A 14,902-nucleotide genomic window follows, 5' to 3' on the forward strand; every position below is an offset into this window, starting at 1 on the left:
CTTGGCGTCCGACGGCACCAGGTCGTCAGCCTCGCTTGAGGCTGGCGACGGCCTCGGAGAAGTCACGAGCTTCGAATTGAACCACGTCCACAGGTATACGCCGCAGATCCTTCGACTGGTGAAGCATGTTCACCACGAATTTCCTACGTTGGACCTGGGTCGCGATTGGAATATCGATTTCAGCTCGGTCGAGTCTGCACGTGAGAATGGGCCGGTGCCAATGCTAGTTACTTCCGCCAGCCGTACTGGCGAAGAGACCGACATCGTTCGAGCAGTACACGACCGGTATCAGGCGGGGACGATGGCGCTGGCGGTCGTAGATACTCGACAGTGGAGTCGGTTCAGTGAACTTGCGTCGCTGATAAACCAGTCCCAAAAGTATCACGTTTCAACTATCGCTGGGCGTGGGGACATAGAAGGCCTCGGGTATCGAAAGCGTGGGCTGGTAGTCGGCCCCGCTGAGTATCTCGCCGGACTCCAATTCGGCACCGTGCTGGTCGCCGGAATTCCCGATCTGAGTCATGGATCGCGCACGCCGAGCGAGATAACCCGACTGTTGTCACTCCTCTACCTCGGGATTAGCCGGGCAGAGAACGAGGTAAGGGTCTTCGTCAACGACGACGACGGTGGCGTTCCTGAGGTGCTCCAGCGGGCCATCGCAAACTCTCTGGTGGTATTGACAAAGGGAAGTCTGGTCTGATCGTGTTAAAAGCCCATCGGCATACACGCGGCACGCACCGACCGATACGCTCCGAGGGTCGAACACGATCGCGACGGCTTTTCATCCGGGCAGTCGTCAGGGGCAGAACGATTATGCAGGGAATTAAATGCTCAGGGGTACCAGTGACGGCAGTCCGGCCGCGACGACCGATCCCCTCACCGATCCAGCCGGCGGTTGAGGATCTTCGCGATCTCGGCGACTACAGCGGGTTCGGTCATCGCCAGATGCTCGGCCGCGATGTCGACGTTCGAAATCTGGCCGCTGACGAACCGGGCCCATCCCTCGTGGCCCGCGGCGTCGGCGCGCCGGTCCTTCGTGGCGGTGAAATACAGCATGTCGGCATCGAGTGTCGGCGGCTGCCAGGCACTCGCGGCGCGGATCGACAGGTTGTAGGCGTCGGTCATGCGTTCGATGGTCGCGGCGTCGATGGCGAAACTGTCCCCCAGCTGTCGGCGGATCAGGTCGGCGGCCTCTTCGGCGGTCGCGTCGGCGCCGACGACATCGATGCCCATGACCGGGCCGAGATTGCTGATCAGCTCCCCTGGTGTGGCCTCGGAGACCTCCGTGGCGTCGATTCCTTCGGCTTCCGCGTCCAGCAGCGCCAGCAGCGCGACTTCCTCACCGGCCGAACGCATTTCGGCGGCGACGGCGTGCGCGATCTGCCCGCCCAGCGACCAGCCGAGCAGATGGTAGGGCCCGTGCGGCTGGATGGCGCGGATCTCCTGGAAGTAGCGGCGCGCGATCTCCTCGAACGTCTGCGGGCCGGGCACTTCCCCACCGATCTGCGGTGCCTGCAGGCCGTAGATCGGGCGGTCGCCGGCGAGGTGGTCGCCGAAGGTGTAATAGCACCACGACAGTCCCGAGGCGGGATGGATGCAGAACAGTGGTGGCCGGCTGCCGCCGGTCCGAATCGGCAACACGACATCCAATCCGAAAGCGGCAGCGCCGGATTCGTGGTGGCCGTTGCTCATTCCCGTTTCGATGCGCTTGGCGAGGTCGGCCGGATTCGGATCCGACAGCATCCATCCGAGCGGGATCTCGAAGTCGAGTTCCTTGGTGAGTTCGCTGGCGACCTGCACCGAGCGCAGCGAGTTGCCGCCGAGGGCGTAGAAGTCGTCGTCGGCTCCGACGTGGGTGACGCCGAGGACGTGTTCGAACGCGCGGGCGATCTCGCCTTCCAGCCAGGACGACGGTTCGCGGAACTCCCCTACCGCGGCCACCGGTTCGGGCAGCCGGGCGCGGTCGAGTTTGCCGGATGCGGTGAGCGGCACGGTGTCGAGCACCATGAGCGTGGTGGGCACCATGTAGTTGGGCAGCTCGGCGGCGGCGTGCGCGAGGACGGCGTCGCTGTCGACGGTGGCGCCGGCGGCGGGTACGAGATAGCCGACGAGCTGGGCGGCGAGCTCACTGGAGTGGACGACGGCGATGGCGCGGGCGACGCCGGGATGTTCGGCGAGCACGGTTTCGATTTCGCCGAGTTCGATGCGCAGGCCACGCAGTTTGACCTGGAAGTCGGTGCGCCCCAGGTATTCCAGTTCGCCGTCGCGGCGGCGGCGCCGCACGAGGTCGCCGGTGCGGTACATGCGCCCGCCGTCGTTGTAGGGGTCGGGCACGAACCGTTCGGCGGTGAGGCCGGGTCGGGCGTGGTAGCCGCGGGCGATCTGGGTGCCGGCGAGGTACAGGTCCCCCGCCACTCCGGGTGGTACGGGGTTGAGGCGGGCGTCGAGGACGTAGGCGCGGGCGTTCCAGACGGGCCGGCCCATCGGCACGCTGCCCTGGTCGGCGGCGGTGACGCGGTGGGAGGTGACGTGCACGGTGAATTCGGTGGGTCCGTACAGGTTGTCGAGTTCGACGTCGGGCAGCACGCGCCGGACGGCGGCCACGGTGTCGGATCCGAAGGCCTCTCCCCCGATGAGCAGCGCGCGCAGCGAGGTCAGGGTGCGTGCGGGTGCGGCCTCGGCGAAGACGGCGAGCATCGACGGCACGAACGAGGTGATCGTGACCTGTTGTGCGGCAATGATTTCGGCGAGGTAGGCGGGGTCGGTGTGGCCGTCGGCGCGGGCGATGACGAGGCGGGCGCCGACGCCGAGGGTGGCGAACAGTTCCCAGACCGAGACGTCGAAGGTGGCCGGTGTCTTCTGCAGCACCACGTCATCCGGGGTGAGGCCGTATTCGTCGCTGAGCCAGCGGATCTGGTTGGCGGCCGCGCCGTGCGGGACGGCGACGCCTTTGGGCCGGCCGGTGGATCCGGAGGTGAACAGGACGTAGGCGGTGTTGTCCGGTCGCAGTGGCGCGTGGCGTTCCCGGTCGGTGACGGGTGTGTCGTCGAAGGCCGACAGGTCGATACCGTCGAGGGTGGACAGGACGACGACGGGGGTGGCGGTGGCCAGCATGTAGTCGATGCGGTCGGCGGGCAGGTCGGGGTCGACGGGCACGTATCCGCCGCCGGCGGCGAGGACGGCGTAGAGGGCGGTGACCTGGTCGAGTGAGCGGCGCATCCGCACGGCGACCAGCTGTTCCGGGCCGACGCCGCGGGTGATGAGCCAGCGGGCGAGCCGGTTGACGCGGGCGGAGAACTGCGCGTAGGTCAGGGACCGGTCGTCGTAGGTGACGGCGGTGCGGTCGCGGTATGCCGGGACGGCGTCGGCGAACATGGAGGTCAGTGTCTCGTCGGTGGGCAGGGCGTGCTGGGTGGAGTTCCAGCGGACCACGACGTTGTGGCGTTCGTCGGCGTCGAGCAGGTCGACGTCGTGGACGAGCCGGGTGGGGTCTGCGACGAGGGCGCGTAGCAGCCGGTCGAGGCGGGCGGCGATGGCGGTGACGGTGTCGGGGTCGAACAGGTCGCGGGCGTAGGTGATGCCGCCGGTGATGCCGGCGGGGCCGCCGTGGTCGTCGTAGCTGTCGGAGACGGTGATCTGCAGGTCGAACAGGGAGGTGTCGAGGTCGGCTTCGACGGCGGAGAGGGTGAGGTCGGGCAGTTCGAATTCGGTGCCGGTGAGGTTCTGGAAGGCGAGCATCACCTGGAACAGGGGGTGGTGGGCGTGGGAGCGGGCGGGGTTGAGTTCCTGGACGAGTCGTTCGAACGGGACGTCGGCGTGGCCGAAGGCGGCGAGGTCGGTGTCGCGGACCTGTTCGAGCAGGTCGGTGAACGTCATGTCAGTGCCGACGTGGGTGCGCAGGACGAGGGTGTTGACGAACATGCCGACGAGGTCGTCGAGTTCGGGTTCGCCGCGTCCGGCGTAGGGGGTGCCGATGGTGATGTCGTCGGTGCCGGCGAGGCGGGCGAGGACGGCGGCGAGGGCGGCGTGGAAGACCATGAACAGGGTGGTGTTGTGGGCGCGGGCGATGTGCTGGAGACCGGCGTGGAGTTCGGGGTCGACGGTGAGTGGCACGGCGGCGCCGGCGTAGGTTTGCACGGGCGGTCGCGGCCGGTCGGTGGGCAGGGCGAGCAGTGCGGGGACGTCGGCGAGTTGTGTTGTCCAGTAGTCGATCTGGGCGTGCAGGAGCGAGTCGGGGTCGCTGTCGTCGCCGAGGACGGTGCGTTGCCAGAGGGCGTAGTCGGCGTATTGGACGGGCAGGGGTGGCCAGGCGGGGGCGTCGCCGTCGAGTCGTGCGGTGTAGGCGATGGTGAGGTCGCGGGCCAGTGGTGCCAGGGAGGATCCGTCGCCGGCGATGTGGTGGACGACGAGGGCGAGGATCCAGGTGTCGTCGCCGATGTCGTAGAGCCGGATGCGCAGCGGCACGGTGGTGGTGACGTCGAAGACGGTGGCCAGCAGCGACGAGAGGGTGTGTGGGAGTTCGGTTTCGGGGATGGCGGTGACGGTCAGCGGTGGGATGGCGTCGGCGGGTGGGAGGATTTTCTGGGTGGGTTCGCCGTCGACGGCCGGGTAGATGGTGCGCAGTACTTCGTGGCGGGTGATGACGTCGCCGATGGCGGCGTGCAGGGCGTCGGTGTCGAGGCGGCCGGTGAGCCGGATGACGATGGGAATGCTGTAGGCGGGGGTGTCGGGTTCGAAGCGGTTGAGGAACCACATGCGCTGTTGTGCGTAGGACAGCGGGAGGTGGTGTGGGCGTGGTTGTTCGGTGAGGGCGATGCGGCGGGTGTCGGCGTGGGATTCGGCGCGGGCGGCGAGTTTGGCGACGGTGGGTGCGTCGAAGATCATCGAGACGGGGACGCGGGTGTCGAGGGCGGCGCCGATGCGGGCGGCGGCGCGGGTGGCGACGAGGCTGTTGCCGCCGAGGTCGAAGAAGTTGTCGTCGGCGCCGATGGTGGTGTCGAGGCCGAGGAGGTCGGCGAAGACGCCGGCGACGATTTCCTCGACCGGTGAGGCGGGTGCGCGGAAGGTTTCGGTGTGCAGGACCGGTTCGGGTAGTGCGCTGCGGTCGAGTTTTCCGTTGGGCGACAGTGGGATCGCGTCGAGGATCATGACGGCGGCGGGCACCATGTAGGGCGGGAGGGCGTCGGCGAGCGCGTGGGTCAGTTCGGTGGCGGTGGGTGTGGCGCCGGGTGCGGGGACGACGTAGGTGACCAGCATGGCGGGGGCGTTGTCGTGGCGGTGGGCGATGGTGGCGGCGAAGGCGATGTCGGGGCGGGCGTCGAGGACGGCGTCGATCTCGCCGAGTTCGATGCGGTAGCCGCGGACTTTGACCTGGAAGTCGTTGCGCCCGACGAATTCGATGTCGCCGTGGGTGTTCCAGCGCACGAGGTCGCCGGTGCGGTACATGCGGGTGCCGGGTTCACCGGCCGGGCAGGGCACGAATCGGGTGGCGGTGGTGGCGGTGCGGTTGAGGTAGCCGCGGGCCGGTGCGTGCCCGGCGAGGTAGAGTTCGCCGACCACGCCGGTGGGGACGGGGTGCAGGCGGGTGTCGAGGATCAACACGTGCATGCCGGGCAGTGGGGTGCCGATGGTGGGCCGGTCCCCCGGGTGCAGCGGCTCGGTGGCGGTGGCGAGGATGGTGGTTTCGGTGGGTCCGTAGAGGATGCGGAATTCGCGGGTGCCGTGGCGGTCGGTGCCGGCCCACCGGTTGATCAGTTCGGCGGGGACTTCTTCGCCGCCGGAGAGCACCAGTTGCAGGTCGTCGAGTCCGGTGGGGTCGACCGAGGCGAGGGCGGCGGGGGTGACGAAGGCGTGGGTGACGTGCCGGTTGCGGAGCAGGTCGGCGAGGTCGTCGCCGCCGTAGGTGGCGGGGGGTGCGATGACGAGGGTGGCGGCGCCGGCGGTGGCGAACAGGATTTCCATCAGCGCGGCGTCGAAGGACGGTGAGGCGAAGTGCAGGAATCGGGCGCCGGGGTGGATGTGGTAGTCGGCGCGTTGGGTGGCGACGAGGTCGGCGATGCCGGTGTGGGTGACGGCGACGCCTTTGGGGCGGCCGGTGGATCCGGAGGTGAAGACCACGTAGGCGGTGGTGGTGGGGCGCAGGGGCCGTAGCCGGTCGTGGTCGGTGATCGGGGTGTCGGGGTGGGTGTCGAGGCGTGCGATGGTGTCGAGGGCGTCGAGGGTGATCCAGTGGGCGGTGTCGGGTAGTCGGGGGCGGGCGGTGGTGACGGTGATGCCCAGTGCGGCAGCCGAATCGGTGATCATGTGGTCGATGCGGTGGGCCGGGTAGGCGGGGTCGACGGGCACGTAGGTGGCGCCGGTCTTGACGACGGCCCACCAGATGAGCACGGATTCGGCGGAGCGGGGCGCGGCGGCCAGGACGGGGATTTCGGGTCCGGCGCCGTGGTCGATGAGCAGCCGGGCCAGGCGGTTGGAGCGGCGGTCGAGTTCGGTGTAGGTGAGGCCGTCCTCGCCGGTGGTGAGGGCGAGGCCGTCGGGGTTGCGGCGGACGGCGTCGGCGAATATGCCGGGCAGCAGCGGTGATTCGGGGGCGGGTGCGGTGCGTGGGCCGATGCTGGACAGGAGGCTGCGGCGTTCGCGGGGGTGCAGCCAGTCGATGTCGCCGACGGGGGTGTCGGGAGTGGTGGTGACGGTGTCGAGGATCCGCAGCAGTCGTTGCACGAATCCGGTGACGGTGTCGGGGTCGAACAGGTCGCGGGCGTACATCAGCATGCCGGAAAGGCCTTGGGCCGCACCGGTTTCGGTGGAGGTGTCGGAGATGACGAGTTGGAGGTCGAATTGGCTGGTGCCGGTGTCGACGTCGGCGCGGGAGACGACGACGTCGGGTAGGGCGATGTCGATGGCGCCGGTGTTCTGGAAGGCCAGCACCACTTGGAACAGGGGGTGCGCGGCGGTGGTGCGGTGCGGGTTGAGTTCTTCGACGACGCGTTCGAAGGGGACGTCGGCGTGATCGAGGGCGTGCAGGTCGGTGTCGCGGGTGCGGGCCAGCAGTTCGGTGAACGGTTCGCCGGGGTCGATGGGTGTGCGCAGGGCGAGGGTGTTGACGAACATGCCGACGAGGTCGTCGAGGCCGGGTTCGCCGCGCCCGGCGACGGGGGTGCCGATGACGATGTCGTCGGTGTCGGCGAGTCGTCCGAGCAGGACGGCGAGGGCGGCGTGGACGACCATGAACAGGGAGGTGCCGTGGTCGCGGGCCAGTGTCTGCAGCTGCCGGTGCAGGGGTGCGGGGATGTCGAGGGGGACGCGGCCGCCGGTGAGGGTGGCGACGGCGGGCCGGGGCCGGTCGGTGGGCAGGTCGAGCAGGTCGGGTGCGCGGTCGAGGGTGGTGCGCCAGTAGTCGAGCTGGGTGGCCATCAGTGAGGTGGGGTCGTCGGCGGCGCCGAGGACTCGGCGTTGCCACAGCGCGAAGTCGGCGTATTGCACGGGCAGCGGCTGCCAGTGTGGGGGTTGTCCGGTGTGGCGGGCGGCGTAGGCGGTCATGACGTCGCGGGCCAGCGGGCCCATGGATTGTCCGTCGCCGGCGATGTGGTGGACGACGAGGACCAGCATGTATTGGCTGGTGGTGTCGGTGTCGGTGGTGATGTCGTACAGGGCGACGCGCAGCGGTACCTGGGTGGAGACGTCGAAGCCGCGGCGCACGAATTCGGTGAGCAGGTGCGGGAGGGTGTCGCGGGCGGGGTGGCCGGTTTCGAGGGTGATCGGTGCCCGGTCGAGGATGAGTTGTCGGGGTTCGCCGTCGGTTTCGGGGTAGATGGTGCGCAGCACTTCGTGGCGGGTGAGGACGTCGTCGAGTGCGGCGCTGAGCGCGTCGGTGTCGAGGCGGCCGGACAGGTGCAGCATGACGGGGATGTTGTAGGCGGCCGAGTCGGGTTCGAATCGGTTGAGGAACCACATGCGTTGCTGGGCCAGCGACAGCGGGATGGGGTCGGGGCGGTGGTCGGCGGTGAGCGGGATGCGGGCGGTGCCGTGCAGGGTGCGGGCGGCTCGGGCGAGGGCGGCGACGGTGGGTTCTTCGAAGATGGTGCGTACGGGGATGCGCACGTCGAGGGCGGCGCCGATGCGGGCGGCGACGAGGGCGGCGCTGAGCGAGTCGCCGCCGAGGGCGAAGAAGTCGTCGTCGGCGCCGACGTGTTCGGCGTCGAGGACTTGTTCGTAGGCGCGGGCGACGATGTCTTCGGCCCAGGTGGTGGGTGCGCGGAAGGTGCGGGCGGTTTCGGGGGGCCGGGGTAGCCGGTCGCGGTCGAGTTTGCCGGTCGGGGTGAGTGGCACCTCGTCGAGGATCATGACGGCGGCGGGCACCATGTAGGGCGGAAGTGCCTGGGCGAGCGTGGTTTTGAGGTCGGTGTCGGACAGGGTGGCGCCGGGGGCGGGTGTCACGTAGGAGACGAGGGTGGTGGGGCGGCCGTCGTCGGTGCGTGGGACGGTGACGGCGAAGGCGACGCCGGGGTGGGCGGCGAGGGCGGCGTCGATTTCGGCGAGTTCGATGCGGTTGCCGCGGACTTTGACCTGGAAGTCGTTGCGTCCCACGAATTCCAGGTCGCCGCTGCCGGTGCGGCGCACGATGTCGCCGGTGCGGTACATGCGGGTTCCGGGTGCGCCGAAGGGGCAGGCGACGAATCGGGTCGCGGTAAGTGCGGTGCGGTCTTTGTAGCCGTCGGCGAGTCCGGGGCCGAGCAGGTACAGCTCCCCCGCGACGCCGTGCGGGACGGGCCGCAGCCAGGTGTCGAGGACGGTGGTGGTGACGGGGCCGGCGGGGGTGCCGATGGTGATCGGCGCGCCGGGGGTCAGTGGTGCGCTGGCAGTGGCCCAGATGGTGGATTCGGTGGGGCCGTAGAGGTTGATCATGGTGCGTCCGGGCGCCCACCGGTCGACGAGTTCGGGTCCGACGGGTTCGCCGGCGGTGGCCAGCACGCGCAGGGTGTCGAAGCCGTCGCCGGGGATGGTGGCCAGCGCCGACGGTGTCAGCACGGCGTGTGAGATGTGTTCGTACTGAATGAGTTTCGCCAGGTCGGGGCCGCCGTAGACGTCGGGCGGGGACACGACGAGGCGGCCGCCGGTGCCGTGGGCCATGAGCAGTTCGAAGATCGAGGCGTCGAAGCTGGGTGAGGCGACCTGCAGGACGGCGGAGTCGGCGGTGACTTCGAGGAGGCGCTGCTGGGCGGCGACGAGGTCGGTGAGGCCGCGGTGGGTGACCAGGACTCCTTTGGGGGTTCCGGTGGATCCGGAGGTGTAGATGAGGTAGGCGGTGTGGTCGGGGGTGAGTGTGGCGCCGCGGTCGGTGTCGGTGATCGGTGCGGCGGATTGGGTGTCGAGGGCGTCGACGGTGCCGGGGTCGTCGAGGGTGAGCAAGTCGATGCGCTGGGACGGGTGGGTGCTGTCGGGGTGGGTGCTGTGGGTGATGCCGAGGGTGGCGCCGGAGTCGTCGAGCAGGAAGGCGATGCGGTCGGCGGGCAGGCGCGGGTCGATCGGCACGAACGCGGCGCCGGTCTTCGCGGCGGCCCACACGGTGACGACGGCGTCCAGGGAGCGTGGCAGCGCGCTGGCGAGCACGGTGTGCGGGGTGAGTCCGCGGCGCAGCAGCAGCCGCGCGAGCCGGTTGGATCGCTGGTCGAGGTCGCGGTAGGTGAGGGTGTCGGTGCCGCAGGTGGCGGCGACGGCGTCGGGGTGGGTGGCGGCGGTGGATGTGAGGATGTCGCCGAAGGTGCGCGGCCGGTGGTGGGCGCGGGCCGGGTGGGCGGGTTCGGTGTCGCCGGGCGTGGTGAGGCGGGCCAGGTGGGTGGCCGGGTGCTCGGCGATGCGGTGCAGGAATGCGACGAACCGGTCGAGGATCCAGCGGGCGCGGTGGGTGTCGAATTCGTCGTCGAGGTAGCGCAGGGTGATGCGCAGCCCTGGCGCGGCGGCCGGGCCGGTGTCGGTGTGTTCGGGGGCGACGACGAGGCTGAGCGGGTACGGGGTGGCGTCGACGCCGGTGATGTCGTCGATGCGCAGCCCGGCGGCGTCGACGAGGTGCTGCAGCGCGGGCCGGTCGACGGGGAAGGATTGGAAGGCGACGGCGGTGTCGAACAGGGCGGTCATTCCGGCGGCGCGGTGGATGTCGGGCAGTCCGATGTGGTGGTGGTCGAGCATGCGGGTCTGGTGTTGCTGGATGCGGGTCAGCAGTTGCTCGACGGTCAGGGTGGGGTCCAGCGGCACGCGCACGGGGATGGTGTTGAGGAACATGCCGAGGGTGCGGTCGACCTGTGGGAGTTCGGGGGGCCGGCCGGAGACGGCGGCTCCGAAGACGACGTCGGTGTCGCCGGTGAGTTCACGCAGGGTCAGCGCCCACGCGGCGGCGACGGCGGTGTTGACGGTGACGGTCGCGTCGGCGGCGACGCGGCGCAGGTCGGCGACGCGCTGCGCCGGCAGTACGGTGTCGATTTCGCCGGCGGAGGTGTCGCGGTGGGCGGCGTCGGCGCGGGCGACGCGGGTGGGTGATTCGACGTCGGCGTATTCGTGGGCCCAGGCGGCGGTGGAGGCGGCGAGGTCTTGGCGGTGCAGCCAGCTCAGGTAGTCGCGGTAGCTGGGGGCGGGTTCGGCGGTGTCGATGTGGGCGGGGGTGGCGTAGTAGGTGAGCAGTTCGCTCATCAGCAGCGGCATGGACCAGCCGTCGAGGATGACGTGGTGGTTGGTGACGAGCAGCCGGAAGGTGCCGGGGCGCACGGTGATCAGGGTGAACCGGATCAGCGGTGGCTCCGAGAGGTCGAATCCTTCGGCGGCGTCGTCGGCGGCCACCTGGTCGAGGCCGGTGTGGTCGGTGCCGGTGAGGTCGATGTGGCGGAAGCGGACGGGTGCGTGGGCGAGCACGATCTGGCAGGGTCCGGCGCTGGTGTCGGTGAAGGCGGCGCGCAGGATGTCGTGGCGGTCGACGAGGGCTTGGGCGGCGCGGCGCAGCCGTTCGGCGTCGACGGTGCCGGTGAAGCCGATCGCGGTGTGGACGGTGTAGTTGTCACCGGCGCCGGGGTTGTAGATGGAGTGGAAGCGGATTCCGGCTTGCATCGGCGACAGCGGCCACACGTCGGCCAGCTCCGGGTAGCGGTGGTCGAGTCGTTCGACGTCGGCGGCGGTCAGTTCGACGAGCGGGAAGTCCGCGGGGCGCGGGGGCCGGTTTTCGCTGCGGTGGGCCGGCTCGCGTGACAGCGACGGATCGGCGGCGACGGTGCCGCGAACCAGTTCGGCGAGGGCGGCAACGGTTTTGGCTTCGAAGACGTCGCGTGGGGTGAGGGTGAGCCCGGCCTCGCGGGCCGACGCCACCAGCCGCATGGACACGATGCTGTCGCCGCCGAGGGTGAAGAAGTTGCTGTCGGCGTACACGGTGTCGCGGTGCAGCACTTCGGCGAACAGTTTCGCCATGAGTTGTTCGTCGGCGGTGGCCGGTGCCCGGCCGACGGCCTCGTCGGCGCGGAAGTCGAGTGCGCGCAACGCTTTCCGGTCGATCTTGCCGACCGCCGTGCGGGGCATCTCGGCCACTTCCACGATGGCGGCCGGGTTCATGTAGTGGGCCAGTTCGCGTTCCAGGTCGGCGTGCAAGGCGGCCGTGTCGAGGGTGGCGCCGGGTGCGGCGACGACATAGGACACCAGCACGGGTTCGCCGGCGGGTCCGGGGCGGTCGACGGTGGCGGCGGCGGCCACGGTGTCGTGGCGGGCCAGCCGGGCGTCGATCTCCCCCGGTTCGATGCGCAGGCCGTGGATCTTGACCTGCTGGTCGCTGCGGCCGAGGTATTCCAGTTGCGGTCCGCGCGGGGTGTGCAGCCAGCGCACGCTGTCGCCGGTGCGGTAGAGGCGTTGTCCGCGCGGCGATTGCGGGTCGGCGACGAAGCGGGCGGCGGTGGTGGCGGGGCGGTCGAGGTAGCCGCGTGCCAGGGCGGGGCCGCGCACGTACAGTTCGCCGGCCACCCCGGCGGGGACGGGTCGCAGCCACATGTCGCGCACGGTGACCGACAGTCCGCGGATCGGGGTGCCGATGGTGACGGGTTCCCCGGGGGTGAGTGCGCCGGATCCGGTGGCCCACACGGTGGTTTCGGTGGGACCGTAGTGGTTCATCAGCCGCCGCCCGGGCGCCCAGCGGGTGACCAGGTCGGCGCCGGTGGCCTCCCCGACGACCGCGATGGTCGTCAGTGCCGGCACGTGCGCGGGATCCATCGTGTCGAGCACCGTCGGGGTGATGATGGCATGGGTCACCCCGTGGGTGTGCAGCAGGTCTTCGAGTGCGGCGCCGCCGTAGACGTCGGGCGGGGCAATCACGAGGCAGGCGCCGTGGCCGTGGGCGAGCAGCAGTTCCGACAGGCAGGCGTCGAATCCCGGTGAGGCGACCTGCAAGACGGTGGAGGTGGTGTCGGCACCGAAGGCGTCGGCGTGTGCGGCGGCCAGGCCGGCGAGGCCGCGGTGGGTCAGATGCACGGCCTTGGGGGTACCGGTCGATCCGGAGGTGTAGATCAGGTAGGCGGCGTGGTCGAGGCGCACCTCGTGCACGGTGGTGGTGCCGGGTTCGGCGGTCAGGTCGGTGTCGGCGTGGACCCAGTCGACGGTGCCGGGTAGCCGGTGCGCGAGAGGGCCGGTCGTGACACCGAGGGCGGTGCCGGAGTCGGCGAGCAGTTCGGCGAGGCGTTCGCCGGGGTTGCCCGGATCCAGCGGCAGGAACGCCGCCCCGGTGTCGGCGACCGCCCAGATCGCGACCGCCAGCTCGATCGAACGCGGAACCACCACGGCCACAACGGTTTCCGGTCGTGCGCCGCGGGCGAGCAGCCGTTGCGCGAGCCGGTGTGCCCGCGCGGCGAGTTCCCGATAGGTGAGGGTGGTGGTCCCGGCCCGCACGGCCACCGCGTCCGGGTGGGCGTGGGCGGTGTCGGCGAGGATGTCGCGCAGGGTGCGCCCGGCCGGTGCGCTGTGCGCCGGAACCGGTTCGGCCGCTTCGGTATTCGAGTGGGGGGCGATCGTGGCGACGGTCGCGGTGGGGTCGGCGGTGATCTGGTCGAGGATCTGTTCGTAGCGGTCGAGCAGGGTGCGGGCGGTGTCGGTGTCGAGCCGGTCGCAGGAGAAGCGCAGCATCACGGTGTGGGTGGCGGCGGTGGCCGCGTCGGGGTCGCTGTCGCGGCCGGGTCGCGGCGGGGTCACCTGCAGGCTCAGCGGGTACGGGGTGGCGTCGTGGGCGTCGACGTCGACGAGCCGCAGCCCGGCCTCGCGCAGATTGTGGGCCAGTTGTTCGCGGTCGAGCGGATAGGACTCGAGGACGGTGACGGTGTCGAACATGTCAGCGAATCCGGTGGCGCGTTGCAGTTCGGCCAGCCCGAGATGGCGGTGATCGAGGGTGGCGGCCTGTTCGGACTGCACCCGGGTCAGCAGATCGGCGACGGTTTCGGCGGGTTCGAGCCGGATCCGCACGGGCAGGGTGTTGATGAACAGCCCCACCATGCGCTCGACTCCCGGCAGCTGGGGTGGGCGGTCGGAGACGGTGTTGCCGAACACGATGTCGGCGCGGCCGGTCAAGGTGGTGAGCAGCAGCGCCCACGCCACCTGCACGGTGGTGTTGGCGGTGACACCGTAGGCGCGCGCCAGGTCGGTGATCGCGGCGGTGGTCTCGGCGGACAGGTTGCGGCTGACCTCGGCGTTGTCGGCGGGCACGGTCCGGTCCGGGCGACCGGTGACCAGGGTCGGGCTCTCGATGCCGGCGAGCATCGTCTGCCAGGCGGTGATCGCGGCGTCGCGGTCCTGGCTGTGCAGCCAGTGCAGGTAGTCGCGGTAGGTGCCGGCCGGCGGCAGGGCGGCCGGGTCGGCGTCCGCGGCGTAGAGGGTGAGCAGTTCGTGGATCAGCAGCGGCATCGACCAGCCGTCGAGCACGATGTGATGGTTGGTCAGCAGCAGCTCGAATCGGCTCGCCCCCGTGCGGATCAGATGGAAACGCAGCAGCGGCGGGCGGGCGGGGTCGAACGGGGCGGACGCGGCGTCGGTGATGCGGCGGCGTTCGCGGGCACGTTCCCCGGCGTCGGCGATCTCGGTGAGGTCGCTGTCGTGCCAGTCGGCGCGCACGCCGCTCATCACGATCTGGCGGGGCCCGGCGGCGGATTCGACGAAGGCGGTGCGCAGGCTGTCGTGGCGGTCGATCAAGGTTTGTGCCGCGGCCCGCATGCGCGCGGTGTCGACCAGCCCGTCGAGGGTGAGGGTGGCCTGCACCGTGTAGCCGTCGGCGCGGTCGGTGTCGTAGACGGCGTGGAACAGCAGACCGGACTGCAGCGCGGTCAGCGGCCACACGTCGGTCATGGTCGGATATTCCAGCTGCCAGCGGTCGATATCGTCCTGGGTGAGGTCCACGAGCGGGAAATCCGAGGGAGTGAATCCGCCGGCGGTGTCGGTGCGGGCGTGGGTGGCGAGCCCGCGCAGCGCCCGCACCCACAGTCCGGCCAGTTCCTCCACGTCCGCGGTGTCGAGCACGTCGGTGGCGAATTCCCAGGTGGCGTCGAGTTCGAGACCGTCGGGGCCCGGTTCGGCGATCGCGTTGACATCCAGGACCGCCGGCAGCGCCATCGCCGGGTCGCCGGTCGCGGTGAGGGAGGTGAATTCGGTGGTCGGTGTCCACGGCCCGGACTGTTCGTGCACGCCGACACGGCCGAGGTAGTTGAACGCGATCTGCGGTTCGGGCGCGGTGGCCAGTTCGGCGCCGGCGTCGGGGTCGAGGCAGCGCAGCATGCCGTAGCCGATGCCGTTGTCGGGGATCGCGCGCAACTGTTCCTTGGCGCGCACGATCGCCGTTCCCGCGGCGGCGCCGCCGGCGAACGCGTCGTCGGCGTCGACGCCACGCAGGTCCAGGCGC

General features: G+C 70.3%; 2 protein-coding genes. One reads left to right on the forward strand and one right to left on the reverse strand.

Translation table 11 applies throughout. From position 1 onward, the window contains the following. Positions 1 to 700 (forward strand): hypothetical protein (locus ON23_RS24325; protein WP_039781028.1); only part of this gene is annotated, 700 nt, incomplete at its 5' end. Positions 701 to 876: 176 nt separating this feature from the next. On the opposite strand, the gene ON23_RS24330 is transcribed toward ON23_RS24325, so the two are convergent. Further along, positions 877 to 14,902 (reverse strand): non-ribosomal peptide synthetase (locus ON23_RS24330; protein WP_039781029.1); only part of this gene is annotated, 14,026 nt, incomplete at its 5' end.

Origin of the sequence: Nocardia cerradoensis NBRC 101014 (genome assembly GCF_000308535.1) — a bacterium.
Lineage (GTDB): Bacteria > Actinomycetota > Actinomycetes > Mycobacteriales > Mycobacteriaceae > Nocardia > Nocardia cerradoensis.